The organism is Paracoccus albus (assembly GCF_027913035.1).
Taxonomy (GTDB): Bacteria; Pseudomonadota; Alphaproteobacteria; order Rhodobacterales; family Rhodobacteraceae; genus Paracoccus; species Paracoccus albus.
Window position 1 is genome coordinate 506,017 of record NZ_CP115775.1, and the last position, 24,203, is coordinate 530,219.

Annotated in this window: 23 protein-coding genes and 2 pseudogenes; 17 read left to right on the plus strand and 8 right to left on the minus strand. The window is 59.3% G+C overall.

Features of this window, described 5'->3' with window-relative positions:
- Positions 1–3 precede the first annotated feature (3 nt).
- Complete coding sequence (hutI, locus tag PAF20_RS02545) at positions 4–1,203, minus strand: imidazolonepropionase (RefSeq protein ID WP_271072189.1); 1,200 nt, start codon at positions 1,201–1,203, stop codon at positions 4–6.
- 28 nt (positions 1,204–1,231) lie between these two features.
- On the minus strand, positions 1,232–2,596 hold the full coding sequence (gene hutF / locus PAF20_RS02550; protein ID WP_271072190.1) for a formimidoylglutamate deiminase: 1,365 nt from the start codon (positions 2,594–2,596) through the stop codon (positions 1,232–1,234).
- Positions 2,597–2,676: 80 nt separating this feature from the next.
- Here hutF and hutC point away from each other — a divergent pair, with 80 nt between their 5' ends.
- Positions 2,677–3,429, plus strand: coding sequence for a histidine utilization transcriptional repressor HutC (gene hutC, locus PAF20_RS02555; protein ID WP_271072191.1), 753 nt, complete (start codon positions 2,677–2,679; stop codon positions 3,427–3,429).
- Between the two features lie 72 nt (positions 3,430–3,501).
- Complete coding sequence (locus PAF20_RS02560; protein WP_271072192.1) at positions 3,502–4,284, plus strand: 3-hydroxybutyrate dehydrogenase; 783 nt, start codon at positions 3,502–3,504, stop codon at positions 4,282–4,284.
- A 169-nt stretch (positions 4,285–4,453) separates the two neighbouring features.
- Here the strand turns inward: PAF20_RS02560 and PAF20_RS02565 are convergent, their stop codons facing one another.
- The 3 genes from PAF20_RS02565 to PAF20_RS02575 form a co-directional block, all read right to left on the minus strand.
- Positions 4,454–5,350, minus strand: a complete 897-nt coding sequence (locus PAF20_RS02565; RefSeq protein WP_271072193.1) for a LysR substrate-binding domain-containing protein — start codon at positions 5,348–5,350, stop codon at positions 4,454–4,456.
- A gap of 526 nt (positions 5,351–5,876) precedes the next feature.
- The gene (locus PAF20_RS02570) at positions 5,877–6,260 is read right to left on the minus strand and encodes a host attachment family protein (protein WP_271072194.1); all 384 of its coding nucleotides are present in this window, start codon (positions 6,258–6,260) and stop codon (positions 5,877–5,879) included.
- A 43-nt stretch (positions 6,261–6,303) separates the two neighbouring features.
- Positions 6,304–7,512, minus strand: a complete 1,209-nt coding sequence (locus PAF20_RS02575) for a pyridoxal phosphate-dependent aminotransferase (RefSeq protein WP_271072195.1) — start codon at positions 7,510–7,512, stop codon at positions 6,304–6,306.
- Positions 7,513–7,582: 70 nt separating this feature from the next.
- On the opposite strand from PAF20_RS02575, the gene PAF20_RS02580 reads away from it, so the two are divergent.
- Positions 7,583–7,906 (plus strand): FAD assembly factor SdhE, encoded by a 324-nt coding sequence (locus tag PAF20_RS02580; RefSeq protein ID WP_271072196.1) that lies wholly within the window; start codon positions 7,583–7,585, stop codon positions 7,904–7,906.
- A gap of 51 nt (positions 7,907–7,957) precedes the next feature.
- The gene (locus tag PAF20_RS02585) at positions 7,958–8,458 is read left to right on the plus strand and encodes a winged helix DNA-binding protein (RefSeq protein WP_271072197.1); all 501 of its coding nucleotides are present in this window, start codon (positions 7,958–7,960) and stop codon (positions 8,456–8,458) included.
- Positions 8,459–8,494: 36 nt separating this feature from the next.
- Here PAF20_RS02585 and PAF20_RS02590 read toward each other — a convergent pair whose 3' ends face one another.
- A complete protein-coding gene (locus PAF20_RS02590) occupies positions 8,495–9,526 on the minus strand; it encodes an NAD(P)/FAD-dependent oxidoreductase (RefSeq protein ID WP_271072198.1) in 1,032 nt (343 codons plus the stop codon).
- Between PAF20_RS02590 and PAF20_RS02595 the strand changes: the two genes are divergently transcribed.
- The 9 genes and pseudogenes from PAF20_RS02595 (at position 9,525) to PAF20_RS02630 (ending at position 18,761) form a co-directional block, all read left to right on the plus strand.
- Positions 9,525–9,839 (plus strand): SDR family oxidoreductase, encoded by a 315-nt coding sequence (locus tag PAF20_RS02595; RefSeq protein WP_271072199.1) that lies wholly within the window; start codon positions 9,525–9,527, stop codon positions 9,837–9,839. The two genes, PAF20_RS02590 and PAF20_RS02595, sit on opposite strands and share 2 nt — an antisense overlap.
- Positions 9,840–9,894: 55 nt before the next feature.
- Positions 9,895–10,689, plus strand: coding sequence for a FadR/GntR family transcriptional regulator (locus PAF20_RS02600; RefSeq protein ID WP_271072200.1), 795 nt, complete (start codon positions 9,895–9,897; stop codon positions 10,687–10,689).
- A gap of 195 nt (positions 10,690–10,884) precedes the next feature.
- Positions 10,885–11,394, plus strand: a pseudogene (locus PAF20_RS02605) (SDR family NAD(P)-dependent oxidoreductase).
- 361 nt (positions 11,395–11,755) lie between these two features.
- The gene (locus tag PAF20_RS02610; RefSeq protein WP_271072201.1) at positions 11,756–13,447 is read left to right on the plus strand and encodes a thiamine pyrophosphate-binding protein; all 1,692 of its coding nucleotides are present in this window, start codon (positions 11,756–11,758) and stop codon (positions 13,445–13,447) included.
- Positions 13,444–15,531 (plus strand): hydantoinase/oxoprolinase family protein, encoded by a 2,088-nt coding sequence (locus tag PAF20_RS02615; protein ID WP_271072202.1) that lies wholly within the window; start codon positions 13,444–13,446, stop codon positions 15,529–15,531. Before PAF20_RS02610 ends, PAF20_RS02615 begins: the two co-directional genes overlap by 4 nt.
- The gene (locus PAF20_RS02620; protein WP_271072203.1) at positions 15,528–17,162 is read left to right on the plus strand and encodes a hydantoinase B/oxoprolinase family protein; all 1,635 of its coding nucleotides are present in this window, start codon (positions 15,528–15,530) and stop codon (positions 17,160–17,162) included. Before PAF20_RS02615 ends, PAF20_RS02620 begins: the two co-directional genes overlap by 4 nt.
- On the plus strand, positions 17,159–17,497 hold the full coding sequence (locus tag PAF20_RS18805) for an aminotransferase class I/II-fold pyridoxal phosphate-dependent enzyme (protein ID WP_353620604.1): 339 nt from the start codon (positions 17,159–17,161) through the stop codon (positions 17,495–17,497). Before PAF20_RS02620 ends, PAF20_RS18805 begins: the two co-directional genes overlap by 4 nt.
- Positions 17,498–17,661: 164 nt before the next feature.
- Positions 17,662–17,940, plus strand: a complete 279-nt coding sequence (locus PAF20_RS18810; RefSeq protein WP_353620605.1) for an aminotransferase class I/II-fold pyridoxal phosphate-dependent enzyme — start codon at positions 17,662–17,664, stop codon at positions 17,938–17,940.
- The gene (locus PAF20_RS02630) at positions 17,937–18,761 is read left to right on the plus strand and encodes an NAD-dependent epimerase/dehydratase family protein (RefSeq protein WP_271072204.1); all 825 of its coding nucleotides are present in this window, start codon (positions 17,937–17,939) and stop codon (positions 18,759–18,761) included. The genes PAF20_RS18810 and PAF20_RS02630 overlap by 4 nt, the downstream gene beginning before the upstream one ends.
- 278 nt (positions 18,762–19,039) lie before the next feature.
- Here PAF20_RS02630 and PAF20_RS02635 read toward each other — a convergent pair.
- Positions 19,040–19,746, minus strand: a pseudogene (locus tag PAF20_RS02635) (IS6 family transposase).
- Positions 19,747–19,835: 89 nt separating this feature from the next.
- On the opposite strand from PAF20_RS02635, the gene PAF20_RS02640 reads away from it, so the two are divergent.
- Positions 19,836–20,210 (plus strand): hypothetical protein, encoded by a 375-nt coding sequence (locus PAF20_RS02640; protein WP_271072205.1) that lies wholly within the window; start codon positions 19,836–19,838, stop codon positions 20,208–20,210.
- On the opposite strand, the gene PAF20_RS02645 is transcribed toward PAF20_RS02640, so the two are convergent.
- Positions 20,200–21,321, minus strand: coding sequence for an ROK family protein (locus PAF20_RS02645; protein ID WP_271072206.1), 1,122 nt, complete (start codon positions 21,319–21,321; stop codon positions 20,200–20,202). The two genes, PAF20_RS02640 and PAF20_RS02645, sit on opposite strands and share 11 nt — an antisense overlap.
- 162 nt (positions 21,322–21,483) lie before the next feature.
- On the opposite strand from PAF20_RS02645, the gene PAF20_RS02650 reads away from it, so the two are divergent.
- The 3 genes from PAF20_RS02650 to PAF20_RS02660 are packed head-to-tail and all read left to right on the plus strand — an operon-like array spanning position 21,484 to position 24,181.
- Positions 21,484–22,506, plus strand: a complete 1,023-nt coding sequence (locus tag PAF20_RS02650) for an ABC transporter ATP-binding protein (protein WP_271072207.1) — start codon at positions 21,484–21,486, stop codon at positions 22,504–22,506.
- A complete protein-coding gene (locus PAF20_RS02655) occupies positions 22,503–23,357 on the plus strand; it encodes an ABC transporter permease (protein WP_271072208.1) in 855 nt (284 codons plus the stop codon). The genes PAF20_RS02650 and PAF20_RS02655 overlap by 4 nt, the downstream gene beginning before the upstream one ends.
- On the plus strand, positions 23,354–24,181 hold the full coding sequence (locus PAF20_RS02660; protein WP_271072209.1) for an ABC transporter permease: 828 nt from the start codon (positions 23,354–23,356) through the stop codon (positions 24,179–24,181). The genes PAF20_RS02655 and PAF20_RS02660 overlap by 4 nt, the downstream gene beginning before the upstream one ends.
- Positions 24,182–24,203: the final 22 nt, after the last annotated feature.

Genomic DNA, 24,203 nt, shown 5'->3' on the forward strand with positions numbered 1-24,203 from the left:
CTGTCAGGTGATCTCGCCGTTCCAGATGCGGCGGTGAAGCGGGTTGAAGCCGATGCGATAGACCAGTTCGGCAGGCGTCTCGATATTCCAGATGGCAAGATCGGCGCGTTTGCCGGGGGCAAGAGTGCCTGTGTCGGACAGGCCAAGCGCCTTTGCGGCGTTGCGGGTCGTGCCCAGCAGGCATTCCTCGACCGTCAGGCCAAACAAGGTGGCGGCCATGTTCATCGACAGCAGCAGAGAGGTCAGTGGCGAGGTTCCGGGATTGCTGTCTGTCGCAACCGCCATTGCCGTACCAGCCTGCCGGAAAGCGTCGACAGGTGGCTTCTGCGTTTCCCGCAGAAAGTAGAATGCACCGGGCAGCATGACCGCGACGCTGCCTGCCCGCGCCATCGCCTGCGCGTCGTTCAGCGCGGCATATTCAAGATGATCGGCCGACAGCGCGCCGTATTCCGCGGCTAGTCTGGCGCCCCCCAGATTGGACAACTGTTCAGCGTGAAGTTTAACAGGAAGGCCCAGTTCCCGCGCTTTGTCGAAAACGCGCGCGATCTGTGCGGGAGAGAAAGCGATGCCTTCGCAGAACCCGTCCACCGCGTCGACGAGTCCTTCTGAATGGGCAGCTTCCAGCCCCGGCAGGACCACATCGGTGACGTAGTCATCGTGCCGGCCCTTGTATTCCGGCGGGAGCGCGTGCGCGCCCAGATAGCTGGTGACGATGCGCACCCTGCGTTCTTCGCCGAGCTTTCGAGCCACGCAAAGCATCTTCAGCTCTGCCTCGACCGACAGGCCATAGCCTGACTTGACCTCTACTGTGCCGACACCTTCGCGGATCAGCGCGTCCAAACGGGGCAGGGCTGCCGCAAGAAGTGCGTCCTCACCGGCATCGCGCGTATCGCGCACGCTGGACACGATGCCGCCGCCGCTTCGTGCAATCTCCTCATAGCTTGCCCCGGCAAGGCGCATCTCAAACTCTCGGGCGCGATTGCCGCCATAGACAAGGTGCGTGTGACAGTCGATCGGCGCAGGGGTGATCCAGCGGCCCTCACAGTCGATGACTTTATCCGCATTGGTCGCCACATCTTCGGCATGGCCAACCTGCGCAATGCTGCCACCGTCGATGAGAATGGCGCCATTCTCTATGATGCCAAGACCATCTGCATCGGGGTGCATCGTCGCAAGGCGGGCATTCTTGAATAGTGTTTTCATCAGCTTGCCTCAAACTCCCTCTGCTGAATCAGGTTGAGATCTTGCGCAGAACCCCGGCGAAGCGCGGCGCAATTTCGTCATCAAGCGGATGGTGGCGGTTATTGATAACCTTCCGTCCCCACACATAGACATCACGGATCGCGCTGTCGCCGAGCGCGAAGATCCAGCGGTCAAGAAGCTGGTCTTGCGCAGCGGTTGCGATGAAGGGGTTTTTGTCATCAAGCACAACCCAGCTTGCCGGAGCACCAACCGCAATATGACCTGAACCGACACCCGCCGCGCGATGGCCGCCCGCTAGCGCACCCTCAAAAAGGCTGCGTCCCGTGGATCGGCCCTCTGAGCCCGCAAGACAGTTGCGGGCCTGATCGCGCAGACGCTGGCTGTATTCCAGCATGCGCAGTTCTTCCGCGACGGAAACCGATACGTGGCTGTCCGTTCCGATCCCGAAGGCGCCGCCCGCTTGCTGAAAGTCGCGGGCCGGGAAAATGCCGTCACCAAGATTTGCTTCGGTCATCGGGCAAAGCCCGACGACTGCGCCCGACGAAGCGATGCGGCGCGTTTCATCGGTGCTCAGATGCGTGGCGTGGATGAGGCACCAGCTCTTATCCACGGGCTGTTCGTCCAGCAGCCATTCAACCGGGCGGCGGCCAGACCATTTCAGGCTGGCCTCAACCTCTTTCATCTGCTCTGCGATATGGATGTGGATCGGGCCCGGATTTGGCAGGTTGCCAATGATCTGGTCGATCTGCTGTGGTGTGGCCGCGCGAAGCGAGTGAATCGCACAGCCGCAAGCCTGCCCGCGCTTTGCCGCTTCGGCCCGAACACGGTCGAGAAGCGACAGGTAGTCGTCTGTGTCGTGCAGGAACGGACGCTGCCCTTCTGTCGGTGCCTGGCCCCCGAAGTCGGAATGCGCATAGAAAACCGGCAGCAATGTCAGGCCGATTCCGCTTTGCTCGGCAGCCGCAAAGTGCCGCAGCGAAGCCTCTGCAGGGTCGTCATAGTGCTGCCCTTGCGGACCATGATGCTGATAGTGGAACTCTGCCACATGGCCGAAGCCACCTTTCAGCAACTCGATCTGCAACATTGTGGCGACTGTTTCGATGTCGTCAGGCGTCATCGTGGTGACACAACGATACATCTGTTCGCGCCACGTCCAGAAGCTGTCGCCACTTGGTCCCGCAACTTCGGCCAATCCGGCCATAGCGCGTTGGAACGCGTGGGAATGCAGGTTGGTCATCGTCGGCACCAACGGTCCTGCCGCCAGTTCAGCGCCGTCCGGGCTGCTATCGGTTTCGATCGCGCTGATATTGCCGGATGAATCGACATGGATCGTCACATCGCTTTCCCAGCCGCCGGGCAGCAAGGCCTGTCTAGTGAAGATGCGTGATTCCATTGATTCCTCTGGTCTTATATACTTGTATATGGAACCTATTCTCCCTAAGCTTTCAACAGTTTTTTTGACGGGGGCCAGAATTGAAGCAGAGAAATGCCGTTCTCGACCCATCGGCGCTGTCGAAGGCCATGCCGCTTTACGAGGCGGTTAAGCAGCATTTGGAAGAACAGATCCGGCGCGGCGTTCTGGGGCCGAATGATCGAGTGCCGTCCGAAAATGAGATCGTGGCAGAGCTTGGCGTCAGCCGCATGACGGCGAACAGGGCCTTGCGAGAGCTGGCGGCGTCAGGGCGAATTGTCAGGGTTCACGGCGTCGGATCGTTCGTGGCAGAGCCGAAGCCCAGCTCTACCCTGCTTGAGGTTCGCAATATCGCCGACGAAATCGCAGAACGCGGACATGTCCACACAGTTCGGGTTGATCTGCTGGAGGAATGTCAGGCGACAAGCAGCCTGCAGGAATGGTTCGGATGGTCCGGCAGTGGCGCATTGTTTCACTCTACGATGGTGCACTATGAGGATGGTATCCCGATCCAGATCGAAGACCGCTTCGTAAATCCTGACGTTGGCCCAGACTATTTGTCACAGGATTTCAGCCAGCAGACCGCCAATGCCTATCTTGCGACGGTCGCGCCGATTACACGCGCCGATGTCAGTATCGAGGCCGTTTTGCCCAGTCAAAGTGAGGCATTGTCGCTGCAAATTCAGCCGGGTGCGCCGTGCCTGAAGCTAAAAAGACGGACATGGGATCGCGACAGGGTCGTTACGGTAGTGTTTGCGCTTCATCCCGGCAGCAGGTTCGAACTGACGAATTCCTCGGGGCCGCAACCAGCTTAGGTTTTGCGGGCCGGTTGTGGTTCGCAGTTGGCGGGCGTAGACATCATGCGACACAAACCGATGGAGTAGTCCATGTTCGAGAATGTTCTGAAAGGCAAATCCGCAGTCGTGACCGGATCGAACTCCGGCATCGGTCTGGGCATTGCGCGAGAGTTGGCGAAGGCGGGCGCAAGCGTCGTGCTGAACAGCTATACCGATGATGAGACCGACCATAAACTGGCCGAGGATATGTCCAAGGAGTTCGGTACTGACGTTCGCTATATCCAGGCGGATATGTCGAAGCCCGAGGAATGTCGCGCGCTGATCGAAAAGGCCGGTGCCTGCGATATCCTGATCAACAATGCCGGAATCCAGCACGTCGCGCCCATCGCGGAATTCCCGACCGAGAAATGGGATGCAATTATCGCGATCAACATGTCTTCTGCTTTTCACTGCACGGCGGCCGCATTGCCTGCCATGCAGAAAAAGGGGTGGGGCCGGGTGATCAATATCGCATCCGCTCATGGTCTGACGGCCAGCCCCTATAAGTCTGCCTATGTTGCGGCGAAGCACGGCGTTGTCGGGCTGACCAAGGTGACGGCACTGGAAGAGGCGGGCAAGGGGATCACCTGCAACGCAATTTGCCCCGGCTATGTGCTGACACCGATCGTGGAAAAGCAGATCCCCGATCAGATGAAGACCCACAATATGAATCGCGAGGACGTGATCAAGAACGTCATGCTTGCGCGCCAACCATCCGGCGACTTCGCAACGGTTGAACAGATGGGCGGGACGGCAATCTTCCTGTGCAGCCCGGCGGCTGACCAGATCACCGGCACGACGATCAGTGTTGATGGCGGCTGGACCGCACTCTGATCGCAAGCCGGGGCGCTTTGCGTCCTGGCTTGATCGCTGGTCGAAGCGGCGGGCTGAAAAGAACCGCCGTTTCAAGATACCCTGTCACCTCGGTGTGAAACCCGATGAGAAGGGTGATCGGACGGCGCCGGTAATCGGCAAGAACGCCAAGCACGACAAGTAGGCCCGCTTATGCGGCAAGTTCAATCTCTTCCGCCTCGATTTCGCTTTGCAGGAAGCGCAGAAATGCCTTGATGGCCGGGCGGTTTCTGCGGGCATGAGGGAAAACCAGCCAATAACTGTTTGTGGATCGCCAGCAGTCTTTGAAAGGCTGCACAAGTGATCCTGTCGCTAATTCAAAGCGGAAGAAACGAGGGTTCAGCATGGCAACGCCTTCGCCGGCAAGTGCTGCCCGGCCAAGATGCGATTGTGCCTCGATCTCGAAACGGCGGTCTTTTTTGCAAGATAGTTCGGGCACGCCATTCATTGTCAGCCACCCATCCCAACCCCTGTAGCTGTTGTTGAGCCAGGGCAGGTCGATAATATCCTCTGGTTTGGTAACGGCACCATGTTTTTGCAGCAGCGCAGGTGACAGCATCGGCGTTACATCGGAATGAAACAGGAAATGCGAGACGAGGCCATCCCATTCGCCTGCGCCGTGGCGCAAGGCAACATCGACATCCTGCCGCGCGAAATCCACGACTTTATCGTCAGTCTCCAGCCGCACGGCGAGGTTCGGCTGCTGCAACTGAAACCGGCCGAGGCGATGCACGAGCCAGTTGCTTGAAATGGTCGTCATGGTCGAAATCGACAGCGTTTCCTGCTGACCTTCGGTTGCCGAGAAAGCCTCTCGCAGCAAATCGAACGCATCGGTTGTCGGTCCCGCAAAGCGCTTGCCAAGCGTCGTCAGTTCCAGCCCCTTTGGATTGCGCAGGAACAATTGCCCACCCAGCCGTTCCTCCAGCAGTTTTATCTGATAGCTGACGGCGGCTTGCGTCATCCCCAGCGTTTCCGCCGCCCGCGTAAAGCTCAGCTGGCGGCTGGCGGCGTCGAACACACGTAAAGCGGCGAGTGGCGGCAGTTCCATAAGCTGTCCTTATGTGATCTTGCGGTCGTTTTGTTGGTGTTCCGACCGTTTAAATAGCATTCTGATTCCATCGAGAGAAGCAGGAATAGCCCTAAAAGCGAATCCCTGCGGAATTCTGAAGCAGACGCCCGTTCCGGCGCCCCAGGTGACACAAGGTCGCTTTATGGGGTTGGAACAATGCGTCGCCATGAAAGGGAGAGACGAGATGACCATGACCCCGATCGAGCTGCCCAACGTGGCATGTATGCAATCAAACCTCGCGCGCCTGTTTCAGCGTGTTGCCAACTGGCACGAAAAGCGCCATCACCGCGCCGCCATGCGCAGATCAATCGCTGATGTGCCCGAGCAACTCAGGCAGGATATTGGCTTGGACGGAGGCGCAGCCATGCGACCCACGCGAAGCAACGGGCGAAGCCTTGACCATCACCATGTTCACGATGAATTCCCGCGCCTATGGGGATTGTGAACAGCAAAGCGGCCCGTGCGAACCCCTGTCGCGCGGGCCGTGATGTTTTGGTAAATTCGCTCAGGACAGCGCTTTCGCGACCTCTGCAGCCGACGATTTCGTCAAATCCTTGGCGAGCTCTTTCTTCAGCTTGCCCTCAAGCTCTTTGTGGTAGTGTTTGCGCAACGTCCCCAGCGTCGATGGATCGGCGACAATCGCGACCTCATCCGCTTTGTGGCGCAGGACAATACCATTCAGCCGCTCGGCCAATTGCTTGGCAAAGGTTGCCTCATCCTCATCCTTCGGCGAACGCTCATGTGGGGCATGGCCTTCGCCTTCATCGGAAAGGTTGCTCGGCGTCAGGCGCTGCACCTCTGTCAGTTCGATACCTTGCTTGGCGGTGTTGCGATACAGAATGGCGTGATGACCATCAGCAACGACAACGAGTGCATTATGTTCAAGCATGACTGCTCCTTGCTTTGTCTGGCAAGAAAACGTGTCAGCCGGATCAGGGTTCCTGACAGCCGTCGCAGAAGGATCGGATGCGTCGAATTGCCTCCGTCAGGGTCTCATCGCTTGCGGCGTAGCTGACGCGGAAATGCGGTGACAGACCGAAAGCGGCGCCGAACACGATTGCGACCCCGGTTTCGTCCAGAAGCGCATTGGCAAATGCCTCATCATCGCGGATTTCAGTGCCAGCAGCGGAGACCTTGCCGATCAGGCCTTCGATTGACGGATAAACATAAAAGGCCCCCTGCGGCATCGGGCATTCAATTCCGGGGCAGTCGTTCAACCCATTCACCACCAGATCGCGGCGACGCTGGAAGGCTTCGCGCGACATTTCGATATAATCCTGCGGCCCCTCCAACGCTTCAAGCGCGGCATATTGGCTGATCGTGCAGGGGTTTGAGGTGGATTGCGATTGCAGCTTAGCCATCGCCTTGATCAGCGGTTTCGGGCCCGCGCCATATCCGATCCGCCAGCCGGTCATGGCATAGGCCTTGCTGACACCGTTCATGGTCAGCGTGCGATCCTTGAGGCGCGGCTCTACCTCGGCAGGGGTAACGAAGGTGAAGCCATCGAAAACGAGATGCTCGTAAATGTCGTCGGCCAGTACCCAGACATCGGGAAAATCCAGCAGGACATCGGTCAGCGCTTTCATTTCTGCCGCCGAATACGCAGCGCCAGTCGGGTTGGAAGGAGAGTTCAGGATCAACCATTTGGTCTGGGGCGTAATCGCGGCGCGCAGTGCTTCGGGGTCAAGCCGAAAGCCATTTTCCGCAGGACATGGCAGGATGACCGGTTCACCACCGGCAAGCCCGACGATATCAGGGTAGCTGACCCAGTAGGGTGCCGGAATGATGACCTGATCGCCGGGGTTCAATGTCGCCAGCAAGGCATTGAAAAGGATCTGCTTGCCGCCCGATGCCACGGTGATTTCGTCGGTGGTGTATTCCAGCCCGTTCTCTCGCGCGAATTTCGCTGAAATCGCGCGTTTCAGCTCTGCCATGCCATCGACGGCGGTGTATCGCGTATGACCGGCGTCGATGGCAGCTTTCGCCGCATCGCGGATGTTTTCCGGGGTGTCGAAATCAGGCTCGCCCGCCGAAAGTCCGATAATATCGCGACCCTGCGCCTTCAGTTCAGCCACACGCCCCGTCATGGCGACCGTCGGAGAGGGCTTGATGCGGTTGATAGCGTCGGAGAGAAAGCCCATGACGTGCTCCTTGGTTTTGTCCTGCAACCGTCATAGGGTGCGCGCCGGCATGCGACAAGCGAGGGAAATGATGGAAAGTGACGAAACCCGGCTGAAGCGCCTGCAGATGCGCAGTTGGCGACGCGGGATGAAAGAAATGGACCTGATCCTCGGGCCGTTTGCAGACAGCCAGCTATCCTCCTTGTCTGACGAACTGCTTGAACAGTACGAGCAGGTGATGGGCGAAAACGATCAGGATCTGTATCGCTGGATCATCGCCAGATCGAACGGCGAGGCTGCCGGACCCGACGAGATTGCAGCCGTGCTGGATGTCATCGCCAATGCCGCATTCGGACGTTTCAGCCCGGATAATGAGCATTTTAAGAACTCACCCAAGAAGATGCGCAAAGATTAACTCAAGATTCGGCTTTTCGGGTCATCTTCCCCTTATCAAGAGGATGATGATATGCAGGCAGTAAGGCCCAGATTAGAATGTGAAACCGAAGGCAGCAATGTCGAGGCATATTTCCGCTGCCTTCAGCTTCTCGACCGGATGCACCGGCTGATGCTCGATCTTATCAAGGATGATTTCGAAAGGCTGGGTCGCGCAGATCTAACCCCGGTTCAGGCGCTGCTGCTGTATAACCTCGGCGAGGCAGAGGTGACCGCGGGAGAGTTGCGCAGCCGCGGCATGTATCAGGGATCGAACGTGTCCTATAACCTGAAAAAGCTGGTCGGGATGGGCTATGTTCATCATCAGCGCAACGATCAGGACCGACGTTCGGTAAAGGTAAAGCTGACGGACTCAGGTCAGTCGGTCTGCGAACAAATCGCCCAGCTTTTTGCCCGTCACGCGTATGAACTGGATATGTCGGGCGTTCTGGACGACCCGCCGCTGGAACGCGTCGATCAGCAGTGGCGCAGGATAGAACGCTATTGGAGCGAGCAAATCCGGTATATCTACTGAAAACCCTGCCTGGCAGAGGTTCGGGCGGCTTGCAGATCAGATCACCGCCTCTTCCAGGAACGGTTCGTTCAGAGGTATGCGTTCGAAGCGAAACGGGCTTAACTCAAGCGTCTGGAATGCGCCGTCGACAATAAGCTCTGCCACGGCGCGGCCAACCGCTGGCGATTGCTGCAATCCGTGACCTGAGAATCCGTTGGCAAACATGAAGTTGCTGATGTCCGGATGAAAGCCGACGATGCCGTTATGGTCAAGCATGTTGTATTCGTAGTGGCCCGTCCAGCATTGCCTGACTTTCAGCGCGTCAAAGGCGGGAATGCGATGCCATAGGGCAGGCCAGATCCGGTCCTCGAACTCATCATGGCAGATTTTGAAATCGTCATATCCGGCGGGGCCGTTGTCCAGTGGGGTGTTTCCGGTCAGGAACAACTCCCGCTCAGGCCGCACAAAGGTGCCCGAGAGGTCGATCATGTTCGGCATCCGCCCCGGAATAGGCGTGCAACTGGCAAAGACAAAGCTGTAGCGCTTGAATGGTGCGACCGGGATCGACAGCCCCGCCATATCGCGAACCTGCTGCGCACGGGGACCGGCCGCATTCACGAATGTGCCGCATTCGATCCTTTCGCCCGTCGCAAGATGGGCAGCGGTGACGCGGCACCGATCGACGTCCAGCCCGATCACGGCATTGTCGATATACTCGATCCCACTGCACCGCGCGGCTCGACGCAACCCGTTCAGCAGCCCCATCGAATCGAACCAACCCTCGTCACGCGAACCCCAGGCGCCGCCGCCAAGATCATCGACGTTTAACCAGGGAAAGCGATCCTTCAGCGGGCCGGGATCGAGGAAAATGGTGTGGGCGCCAAGGCCGCGCTGCAACTCCACGCGCTCCTTTGCGGCGTCGACGCCTTTTGGTGAAACGCAGTAAAGATAGCCGTGCTCGCGGAAGCCGAGATCCGGCAATGGTTCGTCAGCGTAGAAGGCGGCCATGCGTTCGGTGAAGCTGCCGATGAACTTGATCCCGAACTGGCTGATCTTGCCGGCATATAGGCCGGGCAAACATGCGGTCATGGCGCTGACGGGAATGTTGGCGGCGGAACTTGGGCCCTACGGAATTAGGGTTAACGTCGTCGCACCGGGATATACCCGGTCCGACGCGCTGAAAGCGCGGATTGCGGCGGGCGAACGTGATCCCGAAGCAATAACCGCCAGTACCGCTTTGCGTAAGTTCGTCGCGCCCGAAGATGTGCCCGAAGCAGCGTTGTGCCTGTGCTCGGACCGGGCCGCGCCCATCACAGGGGTAACGCTGCCCGTCGATGCCGGTTGGCTGACACAGGCGCCATACGCGCATTACTTGCGCGGCAATCCGATAAGGGATAGCTGACCGGGTCCGTCAGGAAAATTCCCGCGATGGTTGAATCGGGATGAAAAGGAAGCAGATGCCCAAGCGCAAACCACTCTCGACCCTTGTCTGGGAAAGCCTGTCGGGAAAGATCGCCTCGGGCGAGTTGGGGCCCGGTGCGCGGCTTCCGACCGAGGCGGAACTCTGCGCTGAATATGAGGTAAGCCGGACGGTGGTCAGGGAGGCCATCGCCAGATTGCGCTCCGCAGGGCTGGTGATCCCCCAGCAGGGTCGTGGGATGTTTGTCAGCGAGGCGCCATCGCAGCCCGGCTTCATGATCCCGGATGACGAACTGCGAACGCTTGCGGAAACCATCGCCCTGCTGGAATTGCGGCTGAGCGTCGAGGTCGAGGCGGCGGGCCTTTGTGCTGAACGGCGCAGTGACGCAGAGGCGCAAGAAATTGCGGAGTTTATGGAAGAGGTCGATGCGCGCCGTGCCGATCCCTCGGTGGTTGAAATTCACTATGACTATGATCTGCACCTGCGCATTGCCAAAGCCGCCCGGAATGCGTTCATGCTGGCATTTCTGGAATATCTTCGCCCGCTGATCGTGCCGCGCTTTCAGCTTGGTCATATCGTCACAGCGGATCTGAAGGACGGATATTACGCGCGGATCCATGATGAGCATCAGCGGATCGTCGCGGCCATTGTTGCGGGCAATCCGACGGCGGCGCGAGAGGCGATGCGCCGGCATCTGATCAACAGTCTTGAACGGCTGAAGGCGCTTGGCGCTGCGGCTGGTATCAGCGCCGACCGCTCGCCCGATGTCGATGCAGCGCGCGCGTTGTTTGCCGTTCTTTTGCAAAACAACGACGCTGAGGGCGTGAGTTAACACGCAAGCGCAACTTTACAATATGATGAGATGGTCCCGCCCGGCAAAGCTGTTGGGCCGTGTATGATTGCCTGTCAGAATGGTGTTTGCGCGCAGAGGCCATAGTTTTACTTTCCTGTTTGCCGAATTTCCTGATTTCTTAGAACCGTTCTTAACCGGAAGCTTCCTTAACGGTTCAAGCAAAGCGAGGTGTGAATGGCGACGGCATTGGTCACAGGTGCATCCGGCGGGATCGGTCTGGCCATTGCGTTGCAGCTGGCCCGCAAGGGGCACCGCGTCTATGCCATTGCCCGCAGCGAGAAGGCGCTGAACGACATGCGCGCCGCTCAGGCGGGGATCTGGCCGATCTTGCTTGATGTCACCGATCGAGAGGCTGCGGCGGCTGCACGGGACGGGCTGAAGATAGGCCTGCTGGTGAATAACGCCGGTGCCATGCGACCGCTAGGCAAATTTCGCGGATATGGATCAGGCCGATATCGACACCGCGCTTGAGGTTAATTTGAGCGCGGCCATCGCGCTGACCGGGCTGATTGTGCAACAGATGCTCAGGCGCGGGTCGGGCATATCCTGTTTACCGGATCGACAGCGGCGCATGCAACCGTGCCGAATATGGCGATCTATTCCGCCACAAAAGGAGCGATCGCTTGCTTTGCGGCAGGGCTTCGGGCGGATCTCTCGCCCTTCGGTATCCGCGCCGTCCACTGATGGAATTAGCCGACGCGGAATGGGATGCGTCGAACGAAATTAACATCAAGGGCACCTATCACATGATGGTGGCGGCGAGATTTTGGAAACGGCGGACCCGGAAACCTTCTTCTCTGTGCCGAAGTACGAACGGACGCAGCAGTTTCTGTCGCAGGTCATGGGGGACCGATCGCGATTTCAGGAAAGGCTTGCTTTTGATTGCGCCGCGACTTTGCGAGGCAAACGCGCTTCGGATGGCAAATTCCTGAAATGCCGGGCAATGTTGCAAAGGTGAACTTTCATGTCTGTCACGCTTCTTTGTTTTTTCGCGCCGCCGCGCGTCGCAATCTGAAGGGAAAGAAACATGCGGAACTCGCAACCCATGCAGCACATAAGCAGCGCAACTCAACCACGGCATGGCGGCCAGCTTCTGGTCGAATGTCTGCTGGCGCTTGGTGGGCGCAAGGCGTTCGGGGTTCCGGGCGAAAGCTATCTGGCCGTTCTTGATGCGCTTCATGACACAGAGGGGCGGCTGGATTTCGTTTTGTGCCGCAACGAAGGTGGTGCCGCGTTCATGGCGGCGGCCTGGGGCAAGCTGACGGGCCAGCCGGGACTGTGTTTCGTCACGCGCGGACCGGGCGCCACCAACGCCTCTATCGGCATTCATACGGCAATGCAGGACAGCGCGCCGATGCTGGTATTTGTCGGTCAGGTCGGCACGGACATGAAGGGCCGTGAGGCGTTTCAGGAAGTCGATTATCGTGCCGTCTTCGGCTCGTTGGCGAAATGGGCTGTCGAAATCGACGATGTTGATCGCATTCCGGAAATCCTCTCGCGTGCATGGATCACGGCGATGACCGGGCGGCCCGGTCCCGTGGTGATCGCGCTGCCAGAGGATATGCTGACCAGCCTCACGGATATACCGGCTCTGACGGCTCTGCCGCGGGTAACGGAACCAGCCCCTGCACCTGATGCAGTGGCCGAGGCGCAGAGGCTGCTGGCCGGTGCAAAGCGTCCGCTGATCCTGATGGGCGGCTGCAACTGGACGCCGGAAGGGCGCGCGGCGTTGCAGCGCTTTGCCGAAGCCTCTGACATTCCGGTCATTGCCGCCTTTCGCTATCAGGATCAGTTCGACAATCACTCTGAGGTATATGCGGGTGAGGCAGGGGTAGGGATGCCGCCCCATGTCAAAGCGTTGATCCGCGATGCCGATGCGATCCTTGCCGTGAATGTCCGCTTTGGTGAGATGACAACCGATGGCTACACGCTGCTGGATGTGCCGGTGCCGCGGCAAAAGCTGATCCATGTCCACGGATCTGATCGGGAAATCGGCAAGATCTATCAGCCGGCGCTTGGTATTCATGCCGGGCCGAACGCCTTCGCGGCGGCGCTGTCCCCGGTTGCCGGGCAATGGGCGGATTGGCGGGCAAAGGCGCGCGCCGACTGGAACGACAGCCTTTCGGTGCCGCCGCAGCCCTCGCCCGTCGATATGGCCGCAGTCATTGCCCATCTGCGAGAGGTGCTGCCCGACGACGTTATCCTGACCAATGGCGCAGGCAATTTCACCGTCTGGCCGAACAAGTTCTTTCCCTTTGGTCCGAGAGCCCGGCTTCTGGCCCCGCAATCCGGTGCGATGGGCTATGGCCTGCCTGCTGCGATTGCGGCGCAGGTTGCCCATCCGGACAGGGTGGTTGTCTGCTTCGCGGGGGACGGTGATTTCCAGATGAACTGTCAGGAACTGGGGACCGCGAAGCAGGCAGGTGCGCAGCCCATCGTTCTGATCCTGAACAATGGCACCTATGGCACCATCCGCGCCCATCAGGAACGGAATTATCCCGCCCGCGTGTCCGGGACAACGCTGGAAAATCCAGATTTCGTCGGCCTCGCGCGTGCCTATGGTTTCCATGTCGAACAGATCAGCCGGACAGAAGAATTTGCCGCCGCATTCGACCGCGCGCTCAGCTCTCCGACTGGTGCGGTGCTTGATCTGGACATCTCGGCAGAGGCGCTGACGCCGCGCCAGACCCTGACGCAAATGCGCGATGCCGCCCTAGCTGCAAAGGACACCAAATGAACTCAGCGATCCGCCTTGGCGCCGATATCGGCGGGACGTTCACCGACATTGCTCTCGATTGCCGGGGGCAGATGTTTTCGACCAAGGTACTGACGAACTATGCCGCGCCGGAACAATCCATTCTGGACGGGATTGACGTGGTTCTGGCTGATGCAGGTATCACGCCCGCTGATCTGGAAATCGTGATCCACGGCACGACGCTGGCCACCAACGCCCTGATAGAGAGGCGCGGCGCACACACGGCGCTGATCACGACCGAGGGTTTCCGCGATGTGATAGAAATGCGGACCGAGAACCGCTTTGAACAATATGACCTGAACCTGCGCCTGCCTACACCGCTGATCCCGCGCGAGGATCGGTTTCCCGTGAAAGGCCGTATTAGTGCGCAGGGCGAAGAGCTGCAACCGCTGGACGAAGCCGCATTGGCAGAACTGGCCGACCGCATCGCCGCAGATGGTTTCGGTGCCGTCGCCATCGGCTTCATTCATTCCTATATGAACCCCGCCCACGAACAACGCGCACGAGAGATTATCGCCGCCAAGACAGATGTGCCGATCTCCATCTCGGCCGAGGTCTCGCCACAGATGCGCGAGTTTGAGCGTTTCAATACCGTCTGCGCCAATGCCTATGTCCGGCCGCAGATGCAGGATTATCTCACGCGGCTTCAGGTGCGCCTGAAGGAAATGGGTGCCGCTTGTCCGGTTTTCATGATCCATTCCGGCGGCGGTCTGATCGGGGTGGACACCGCTGCAGATTTTCCCGTCCGGCTGGTCGAATCCGGCCCGGCAGGCGGCGCGATCTTCGCCGCCGACGTGGCCCAGCGCTTCGGGCTGGAAAAGGTTGTCAGCTATGACATGGGCGGCACGACGGCCAAGATCTGCCTGATCGAGGATTTCGCGCCCAAAACCGCCCGCACATTCGAGGTCGCGCGGACCTATCGCTTCTGCAAGGGTTCGGGGATGCCTATTTCCATTCCGGTGATCGAAATGATCGAGATCGGGGCAGGGGGCGGGTCGCTGGCATGGGTCGATGCCATGGGACGCATCCAGACCGGCCCGGAATCGGCGGCCTCTGAACCCGGACCTGCTTGCTATCAGCGCGGCGGTGAAAGGCCTGCGATCACCGATGCCGATCTGGCGCTTGGCAAGCTGGATCCCGACAATTTCGCTGGCGGTGCGATCAAGCTTTCGGCTGCCAAGGCAGAGGCCGCCATTTCGCGTGAGGTCGGCGAAAAGCTGAACCTTGCGACAGAGGCTGCCGCCTTCGGTATTGTCGAGGTGGTTGACGAGAACATGGCCAATGCCGCCCGCGTCCATGCGGTGGAGAACGGCAAGAATATCTCTGACAATATCATGATAGCCTTTGGCGGCGCGGCACCGCTTCATGCGTCTCGGCTGTGCGAGAAGCTGGGTATAGACCAATGTCTGATTCCGTCCGGCGCAGGCGTGGGCTCAGCCATCGGCTTTTTGAAGGCACCCTTTGGTTATGAGGCGCTGACTTCGCAGGTGGTGCGAATAGCCGACTTTGATCCGGCGCGTATCAACGCGCTGCTGGATGAATTGAAATCAACCGCAGAGAAATTCGTGCGAGAGGGTAGCACAGGCAAAATCCAGCGAGAGATCACGGCCTTCATGCGCTATGTCGGGCAAGGCTGGGAAATCCCGGTGAATCTGCCAGACCGGCCCTTCAACGATGACGATGCTGGATGGCTGCGCGACGCATTCCGCGAAGCCTATGCACGATTTTTCGGGCGCGCCATTGACGGGCTGGACGGGCTGGAAATCGAAATCGTGACATTCTCGGTCAAGGCGCAGGACGAGCGCCCTGCACCAGAGCCGCATCAGCTGGTTGTCGGCCGGCCCGGTCCGTTCAACGGCGCCAGCCGCGACGTTTTCGATCCATCAAAGGGCAGAATGGTTGCAACCTCGATCATCGAACGTGCGGATTTGCCACCCGGTGCGCGCATCAGCGGCCCGGCGATCATCACCGAGCGCGAGACCTCGACCGTTGTGACCTCCCCGTTCGACGCAGTGATGCAGACGGACGGATCTCTGCTGCTGACCCGGAAGGAGGTGCAGGCATGAAGGGAAAACCGGTTGATGCCAATAGCGAGATCCGTATGCAGGTCATGTGGAACCGCCTGATTTCGGTCGTCGAAGAACAGGCGCTGACACTGCTGCGCACGGCGTTCTCGACCTCTGTGCGTGAGGCGGGCGATCTTTCGGCGGGTGTGTTTGACCCGCAGGGCCGTATGCTGGCGCAGGCCGTGACCGGGACGCCGGGACATGTGAACACCATGGCCGAGGCAGTCGGAAATTTCATGGCGGAATTCCCGCCGGATCAGATGTTTCCCGGCGACACCTATGTGACAAACGATCCGTGGTTGGGGACAGGCCACCTGCACGATATCACGATGGTCTCGCCTTCGTTCAAGGGTGACACGCTGGTCGGTTTCTTTGCCTGCACGGCCCATGTGGTCGATGTCGGCGGACGCGGCTTCGGCGCGGATGGTAAATCCGTCTATGAGGAAGGCATCCAGATCCCGATCATGAAATTCGCCGAGCGCGGAGAGGTCAATCGCGACCTGATCCGCATCCTGCGCAGCAATGTGCGAGAGCCCAATCAGGTGATCGGCGATTTCTATTCTCTTGCTGCGTGCAACGATGTGGGGCATCGCCGCCTGATCCAGATGATGGACGAGATCGGGTTGGAATCGCTCGACTCGCTGGGGGAGTTCATATTTTCGCGCACCCGCACCGCGACCTTGGAACGCATTGCGGCACTTCCGCAGGGCGCATGGTCGAATGAACTGACGGTCGATGGCTATGACGAACCTGTGCGGCTGGTTGCAACGCTGGAAAGCCGCGGGGACACGGTCAATGTCGATTTCACCGGCAGCGACCCGGTCAGTCGCTGGGGTATCAATGTCCCGATCATCTACACGAAGGCCTATGCATGCTATGCGATGAAGTGCGTAATCGCCCCGGACATTCCCAACAACTGGGCCTCGCTGGAGCCGTTCACGGTTTCCTCTCCGGTCAATATCCTGAACGCACAGCGTCCCGCCCCGGTCAGCCTTCGCCATGTTTTCGGCCATATGGTTCCGGACCTGGTGCTGGGCGCACTTGCGCAGGCATTGCCGGGGCAGATCCTGGCGGAAGGGTCGGGCGCGTTGTGGAATATCCATATCTCCGCCCGTCCTCTGCCGGGGCAGGAGGGGCGGAATGCCGAAATCCTGATGTTCAACTCTGGCGGTATGGGGGCAAGACCCGAACTTGACGGGCTGTCCGCGACGGCTTTTCCGTCAGGTGTGATGACCATGCCGATCGAGGCGACGGAACATACCGGCCCGATCGTCATATGGCGCAAAGAGCTGCGGCCGGATTCTGCTGGCGATGGACAGTATCGCGGCGGCCTCGGCCAGGTGATCGAAATCGAAGCGGCGCAGGGCCATCAATTCGACTTTTCCGCCATGTTCGACCGCATCGCCAATGCGCCGCGCGGTCGGGAAGGTGGTTTGGACGGCAAGCCGGGGTCGGTGGCCTTGGACGATGGAACGCAGATGCGCCCGAAAGGATGGCAGCATGTGCCGCCCGGTCGCAGGCTGGTCCTGCAACTGCCCGGCGGTGGCGGATATGGCGACCCTGCCAGGCGCAGCAATGAGGCGCGGGCGAATGACGCCTCAAAGGGCTATGTATCAGGGCGCAAAGAATGAGTTTTATCTCGGAACGCCTGTCGGTTGTGAAGCCTTCGGCTTCTATGGCAGCCTCGCAGGCGGCGAAAGCACTGGCGGCAACATGCGTGGATGTCATCGACCTCGGTCTGGGCGAGCCGGATTTCCCGACACCGGCACATATCGCGGAAGCCAGTCACAAGGCCGCGATGAATGGCGAAACGCTTTATACCGCGTCTGCCGGGACGGCGGCGCTGCGTGAAGCGGTGGCGGCCAGTTTTGCCGCGCAACGGGTTGGACTATGCGCCGGACGAAATCGCCATCGCAAATGGCGCAAAGCAGGTCATCTTCAACGCGTTGATGGCCACCCTGAATGACGGGATGAGGTGATCCTGCCCACGCCCTATTTCGTCAGCTACCCAGAGATGGTGAAGCTGCTTGGCGGTGTGCCGGTGACGCCCGCATGTCGGGCTGAAAACGGTTTCCGCCTGACCCCGAAGTTCTGTGGGCGGCGATCACGCCCCGCTCGAAATGGCTGTTCTTGAACTCTCCGCCCGAAGGTGCCTTCGATGCCTATATCGGCTGCGACGAATTGATCGGCCGGCAGACGTCAGATGGCAGGCTTCCCGAAAGCGACACCGATGTGTCGGCCTACCTTCTGGCGGAAGGGCATGTTGGCTCTGTTCCCGGATCGGCCTATGGTTTGTCGCCATACCTCCGCATCTCGACAGCGACGTCAGATGAGGTGCTGACAGAAGCCGTGACGCGGATTTCCCGCGCCGTCGCCGCATTGCAACCCGCCAAGGAGACCACATCATGAGCCCGCGTTTCGACACCATCCTGATCACGGGCGCTGCCGGACGCCTAGGCAGCGAGTTGCGCCGTGGGCTTGCACCGCTTGCGCGAAAGCTGCGTCTGGCCGATGTCGACAAGATCACCGATCCGAAATCGAATGAAGAGGTTCTGACCTTCGATCTTTCAGATATGGATGCGGTGATGAAGGCCTGCGAAGGCGTCGATGCCATCGTCCATTTCGGCGGCGCGCCCCATGAACGTCCGTGGCAGGAGGTTCTGGATTCGAATATCCGCGGCAGCTATCACATCTATGAGGGCGCACGAAAACATGGCGTCGGGCGCGTGATCTATGCCTCATCCGTTCACGCGATTGGCTATCACGAACTCGAAAGTCATATCGACACCGCCGCGCCGCACCGTCCGGACAGTCTCTATGGCTTGTCCAAATGTTTTGTCGAAGATCTGGGCCGTCTTTATTGGGACAAGTTCGGGATCGAAAGCGTGATGGTGCGCATCTTCTCATCCTTTCCGGAACCTGCGGATCGCCGGATGCTGTGGTCATGGCTGTCATTTGACGATTGCGTCCGCCTTGTGACCGCCGCACTGACTGCGCCCCGTGTCGGCTTCACGGTCACGGTCGGCATTTCGGACAATATGGTCAAACCTGTCGATAATCGCCTTGCCGGGCATTTGGGCTTTCACCCCAAGGATAACACCGAACGCTTCCGCGAGGCGCTTGAGGCGCGCACGGACAAACCGGATCCGAACGCCCCGGCGGTGCGCTGCCTTGGCGGCTGGTTCGTGGATATCGGGCACCCTGATGATGAGAGCACGGAATTGAGCTGAGTACGCCTCAGGCTCCTAGCATCGCAGCGTGTCGCGCTTCTGCGCGTGTTTTTCAGAAACGGGCAGTGGCGAAGGACGATAACGTCGCGCCACAGGTCGCGCAGGCAAATCGGCAGCGTGTGCCAATCTGCAAAGCAGGTTGCAGGATGCGTTCCGGCGCACCCCTGCGCCATGACCTGATGAAGCACAGGTAAATGCACAATCACAGTTTCTAAGGATGACTGGCTGTCAGACCAGACCAATTCGAACCAATCTCAGAAACCGGCTTTCTGCTGTTCTTACGCTGCAGCAAGTCCACGCCATTCGGAGAGGGCGGCGGATCGGTTGGCTTTGAAATGTTGGCGCTTCGAAAGGTGGCGATCGAGATTGAAGTGGTTGCTGATATCGGCATGGACGGAGGCGAATTTCCGCAGGTTGCCCATGCTGCGAAAACCCATCATCGCCCGCGCGCGTCGCCGGAACGGCTGGTGCGAATTCTCAGCCCTGTTGTTCAGGAGCCGCCCCGTCATGTGCCGATCTGTTGCACCGATCTTGCGAAAGGCGGCCGGGTAGGATCGCAGCAGGTCCGTGACGATTTTTTAGGCAGGCCGTAGCGCCTGATCATTTTTTTGAGGAATTGCAATGCCGCTTTTCGGTCCCGCCGTTTGCTGACATACACATCAAGAACCTCACCCTCGTGATCGACGGCGCGCCACATATAATGCTGTACGTCGTTGATCTTCACGAAGACCTCATCCAGATGCCAGCACCATTTTGGTCCGCCATGAAATCGGGCAACCCGTTTGCGGCGGATTTCGGAGGCGAAGACGGGACCGAACCGTTGCCACTAGAAGCGCACCGTTTCATGGCAGATGTCGATTCCGCGTTCATGCAGCAGATCCTCGACATTTCGAAGCGAAAGCGGAAACCGTATATCCATCATCACAGCAAGGCGGATGATCTCGGATGCGGTCTTGAAGTAGCGGAAGGGAGAAGTTTTCGGCATGCCGGAAAGGTGGGGCGGCCATTAACCGCACGCAAGATCGGTTATCTTGACAGAGCCCCCCGACCTGCTCGAGGCCATCGTCAGCAACGATGACACCTTCACCTATGGCAGCATCGTCACCGTCCGGATCGGGGATCGGGCCCGAGGACTATATCACGGCGCTGACCGATGCCGTCATCTGCGAACTGAAAGACATGCGCGCGGACGCCCACCGATCACCCAAGAACTGGAACGACTTCCTGCAGGAATTCGTTGACGATCCCGACATGACGAAGATCATTTGCCGTGACACCGCGACTTGCCCTTCATTGCGCACGGTCCATGAAACCGTCGCGCCCCCGGGCAAGTTGGCCGCCGTTGACCACTGCAAACTGGATATCGCAGACACGCGGAACTGGCCCGATAGCGTTATGCCCCGTCAGGCAGTCTCCGCTGCAGCAAAGGAAAGTATTTCTACCACCTGAACAACCGCGTCAGAATGGGCAGCAGGGAGGCGCCGATCAGGCTGGGATCGTCGTCATTGTGTCCCAGAACCAGTTCCGGCAACGGGATTTCACGGCCCCTCCCATCGTCGGCTTTGAGTACGGCGGCCCGGATCAGCCTTTCGCGCAGATCGACGGGGGCCTCCCCTCCGAAAATGACGACCGCCGGATCGAGCAAGGCGATGATCGCACGCAATGCGATATTCAATTGCGGCGCTACCAGAGCGACCCAGCGGTCGACTGCAGGCCAGTTCGGGTCATAGTCGGCGCGTAGCTGAGCGATACTTTCGACCGCGATACCGTCCTTGTGCAATTCTTTCAGCAGGATTTGCAGCGCCGGTCTGATCTGGTTTTCTTCTTCGGTATAGACGCGCGATATTTCACCGGCATTCAGGTTGCAGCCAAGATACGGACGACCATCAAGCACTACGCCTGCGCCGAAGCCGAAATTGAACGACAAATAGGCAAATTCGGAATGCTGGCGGCCTGCGCCGGTCCACAGTTCCGCAATCGCCCCCAAAGTGGCATTATTCTCGGCAAGCGCCGGGAGACCCTCCATTGGGCCGAAACGACTTTGGAGCTCGATTTTGTCCCATCTGTCCAGACGGGCCGGAGTGCGAAAAGACGTATCGCCAGTGCTGCGGAAGCCCTGCATGGACACCCCCAGCCCGGCAATTCGGTTCGGCGGCAAGCCAAGCTTTTCGATTGTGGCAAAAATTCGGCTCTGAGTTTCAGCGATGACCCGGTCGGGTTCGTTCGGCTCTGCGTCCAGCGTTGTCGACCATCTGATTGTCCCGCCCAGATCGACGACGCAAAGGCGGCAGGTGTCAGTATCCACAGCCAGACCGAAACCGAATGCACCATCCGCACGCGTTGCAAGTTCAGGGCTGGGCTTGCCGCGGCCTTTGATCTTCGGCGGCAAGCTGTCCAGCAGGCCATTGGAAACCAATTCGGAACTGAGACGGTGAACTGTCTGCTGCGGTAGGCCTGTCGCAGCTGTCAGATCAGAACGCGAGATCGCCTGCGATTGCCTCACCATATCGAGAATCATCGAGCCGCTGCGCGATATGTCAAAAATACCGTTGTATGTCATCGCACTGAGCCGCAGCCTGCCTCTTCGCTTTCGGATGTTTAACACGCCACATCGGCGGGGTGAATTCCGCAGGGGCAAGGTGATGGTCGGACTGTCACGTTAATTTCACTCATGATGGGTAATATTGATTCGAGTGATCAACAAAAGGGGGCGGTCATCGCCATGACGGGCTTATCCGCTGATAATCTGGTAATGCGGTTCGACAAGTTCACGGCTGTCGATGGGATCGGTTTCGATGTGACCCCCGGCGAGTTTGTGACGCTGCTTGGTCCATCGGGCTGCGGCAAGACTACCTTGCTGAAGATGATCTCTGGCTTTCTGACCCCGACCGAAGGACGGATCGTCATCGGGGATAAAGACGTGACGCGATTGCCGCCTGAGGCGCGTGATACTGCGCTGTGCTTTCAGTCATACGCCCTGTTTCCGCATCTTACCGTGCGCGAAAACCTTGAATTCGGGCTGAAGCAGAAGGGTATGTCTGCCCCGGATCGCAAGGCGCGGGTCAATGAGGTGGCCGAGCAACTTGAGCTGGGCGCGCAACTGGACAAGCTGCCCAACCAGCTTTCGGGCGGTCAACAGCAGCGTGTCTCGCTGGGCCGCGCTTTGGCGATGCGACCCGGCGTCATCCTGTTCGATGAGCCGTTGTCCAATCTGGACGCCAAGCTGCGCGATCAGGTCCGGGTCGAAATCCGGCGTATTCAGCGTGAGAACGGCCTGACCGCGATCTATGTCACCCATGACCAGTCCGAGGCGCTGGCCATGTCCGACCGCATCTTCGTGATGAACAAGGGCCGTGTTGAGCAGGCCGATAGCCCGGAAGCCATGTATTATCGCCCGCGCACCAAATTCGTCGCCGACTTCATCGGTTCCGCGAATGTATTCGAAGGCATCGCGTCGGGCGGCATGATCGACACGCCAATCGGGCAATTGTCTACCGGGAACAGCACAGCGCAGGGAAAGACCGCGCTTTGCTGGCGTCCCGAGGCAGCGCGGATTTCAGAGACTGGAACGTTGTCCGGACGGGTCGTTCATCGCGCCTTTCAAGGGGCATTCACCGATCTGCTGGTCGAGACGAATGGTGCCGCCTACCGGCTTCAGGCACCGCGCACCGAACTGGAAGAGGGTGAAACCGTCCGCTTCTCAATCGCGCCCGACGACGTCATCCTGCTGGAGCAAGGGTCATGAATATCCGTAAGGCGGTAACGCTGATATTGCTGCTGTTGCCCGGACTTGGCCTGATCCTTGGGCTGATCGGCACGGTGGTCTGGATCGCTTTCGCGCAGTCTTTCGGGATGTATGCCGTGATAGGCGACAGTCTTTTTACCCTTGATTTCTGGTCGGAAATGCTGGGCCGAAAGCTGTATTGGCGGTCGGTGAATTACTCGCTCTATATCGGGTTCATCAGCGCCATTCTGTCCGTAGCACTGGCCTATCCGCTGGCGATCTGGCTGCGCAAACCCTTTCCCGGTTCGATGGCCATCGGCGCCATTCTGAAAGCGCCGATGCTGGTTCACGGGCTGGTCGCGGCATTCCTGTTCATCAACATCGTCGCCTATCACGGGCTGGTCAATCAGTTCATGCAGTGGATCGGCATCTGGGACGAACCGCGGCGACTGCAGAACGATCCGAATGCCGTTGGCGTCGTGATCTTGCAGGTCTGGAAGAACGTTCCCTTCGCGTTACTGCTGCTGACCGGCGCGGTGCAGAGCATTTCTGACGATGTGCTGGACGCCGCCCGCGATATGGGTGCGGGAAGCTGGGACCGTTTCCGCAAGGTGATCGCGCCGCTGTCGGTGTCGGCCATGCAGGCGGCGATGATCATCATCTTCATCGGGGCGTTGGCTGATTTCAGCTTTCAGGTGATCGCGGGCCCAACCAACAAGCAATCGCTGGCGCAGCTTATGGTCAGCTTCAAGGGGCGAGGTGACTGGCACTCGGCGGCCGTGGTCGGTGTCACGCTGATGGTGCTGGCCATGCTGGGATCCGCCGTGATCGCCATTGCCTCGCGATTCATCCTGCGGGGGAAACTGAGATGAACCACAAGCTTCTGAACCGCAGCCTGATGATCCTGCTGCTGATTGGTTGCGCAATCTGGCTGGTGCTGCCCTTCGGCATGGCGATCCTGTGGTCGCTGGTCGATCCATCCCAGCCATGGACCGCCGACAAGCTGCTGCCACCGGCCATGTCCTTCTATCGCTGGACGGATATGTGGCAGAACTCGCTGCTGAAACAGGCACTCGCCACCTCCTATTCGCTGGCCCCGCTGGCCGCGATCCTGTCGCTGCTGCTGGCGCTGCCGACCGCATATGCCTTTGGCCGCATCCGTTTTCCGGGCCGCGAGGTCGCCAAGATGGCCTGTCTGCTGCCGCTGGTGGTTCCGGGCTTCGTCACGGCTATCTTCTTCACATCGCTGCTGTTTCAACTGGGGCTGAACACTTGGCGCTTCGGCGCGATCCTGTTCGCCCATGCGGTGCTGGCGCTGCCCTATGCGATCCGCATTCTGACCGTCAGTTTCGAGCAGGTGCGGCAGGACCATATCGACGCGGCGCGCGATCTTGGCGCATCGCATTGGCAGCGCTTCAAGGTGGCTTATCTGCCGGCGCTGAAACCGGGCATTTTCGCCAGTCTGCTGATCGTCTTCATCCAGTCGATCGAGGAATTTGCCATCGCCTATATCGTCGGCACGCCAGATATTGTCACGATCCCGACATTGCTTTTTTCGGCACTTGGACAGGACTTCGTCCGACCGAATGCCGCGGTGCTGTCGCTGATCCTGGTCGTTCCCAATGTGATCCTGATGCTGATCCTCGAACGGCTGCTGAAATCCGCCAACCCCTCCCTGTCCTCTGGAAAAGGCTGATGCGGATCCCCCCGAAAACCAT

Excerpts from the sequence above, each read along its gene's own strand:
- PAF20_RS02565 (WP_271072193.1), bottom strand. The coding sequence starts at position 5,350 with ATGGAACTGCCGCCACTCGCCGCTTTACGTGTGTTCGACGCCGCCAGC.
- PAF20_RS02595 (WP_271072199.1), top strand. The coding sequence starts at position 9,525 with ATGGCGCTGACGGGAATGTTGGCGGCGGAACTTGGGCCCTACGGAATT.
- PAF20_RS02590 (WP_271072198.1), bottom strand. The coding sequence starts at position 9,526 with ATGACCGCATGTTTGCCCGGCCTATATGCCGGCAAGATCAGCCAGTTC.
- PAF20_RS02580 (WP_271072196.1), top strand. The coding sequence starts at position 7,583 with ATGGAAAGTGACGAAACCCGGCTGAAGCGCCTGCAGATGCGCAGTTGG.
- PAF20_RS02585 (WP_271072197.1), top strand. The coding sequence starts at position 7,958 with ATGCAGGCAGTAAGGCCCAGATTAGAATGTGAAACCGAAGGCAGCAAT.
- PAF20_RS02630 (WP_271072204.1), top strand. The coding sequence starts at position 17,937 with ATGAGCCCGCGTTTCGACACCATCCTGATCACGGGCGCTGCCGGACGC.
- PAF20_RS02575 (WP_271072195.1), bottom strand. The coding sequence starts at position 7,512 with ATGGGCTTTCTCTCCGACGCTATCAACCGCATCAAGCCCTCTCCGACG.
- PAF20_RS02660 (WP_271072209.1), top strand. The coding sequence starts at position 23,354 with ATGAACCACAAGCTTCTGAACCGCAGCCTGATGATCCTGCTGCTGATT.
- PAF20_RS02650 (WP_271072207.1), top strand. The coding sequence starts at position 21,484 with ATGACGGGCTTATCCGCTGATAATCTGGTAATGCGGTTCGACAAGTTC.
- PAF20_RS02645 (WP_271072206.1), bottom strand. The coding sequence starts at position 21,321 with ATGACATACAACGGTATTTTTGACATATCGCGCAGCGGCTCGATGATT.
- PAF20_RS18805 (WP_353620604.1), top strand. The coding sequence starts at position 17,159 with ATGAGTTTTATCTCGGAACGCCTGTCGGTTGTGAAGCCTTCGGCTTCT.
- PAF20_RS02560 (WP_271072192.1), top strand. The coding sequence starts at position 3,502 with ATGTTCGAGAATGTTCTGAAAGGCAAATCCGCAGTCGTGACCGGATCG.
- PAF20_RS02640 (WP_271072205.1), top strand. The coding sequence starts at position 19,836 with ATGACACCTTCACCTATGGCAGCATCGTCACCGTCCGGATCGGGGATC.
- hutI (WP_271072189.1), bottom strand. The coding sequence starts at position 1,203 with ATGAAAACACTATTCAAGAATGCCCGCCTTGCGACGATGCACCCCGAT.
- PAF20_RS02600 (WP_271072200.1), top strand. The coding sequence starts at position 9,895 with ATGCCCAAGCGCAAACCACTCTCGACCCTTGTCTGGGAAAGCCTGTCG.
- PAF20_RS02610 (WP_271072201.1), top strand. The coding sequence starts at position 11,756 with ATGCAGCACATAAGCAGCGCAACTCAACCACGGCATGGCGGCCAGCTT.
- hutF (WP_271072190.1), bottom strand. The coding sequence starts at position 2,596 with ATGGAATCACGCATCTTCACTAGACAGGCCTTGCTGCCCGGCGGCTGG.
- PAF20_RS02620 (WP_271072203.1), top strand. The coding sequence starts at position 15,528 with ATGAAGGGAAAACCGGTTGATGCCAATAGCGAGATCCGTATGCAGGTC.
- PAF20_RS02615 (WP_271072202.1), top strand. The coding sequence starts at position 13,444 with ATGAACTCAGCGATCCGCCTTGGCGCCGATATCGGCGGGACGTTCACC.
- PAF20_RS02570 (WP_271072194.1), bottom strand. The coding sequence starts at position 6,260 with ATGCTTGAACATAATGCACTCGTTGTCGTTGCTGATGGTCATCACGCC.
- PAF20_RS02655 (WP_271072208.1), top strand. The coding sequence starts at position 22,503 with ATGAATATCCGTAAGGCGGTAACGCTGATATTGCTGCTGTTGCCCGGA.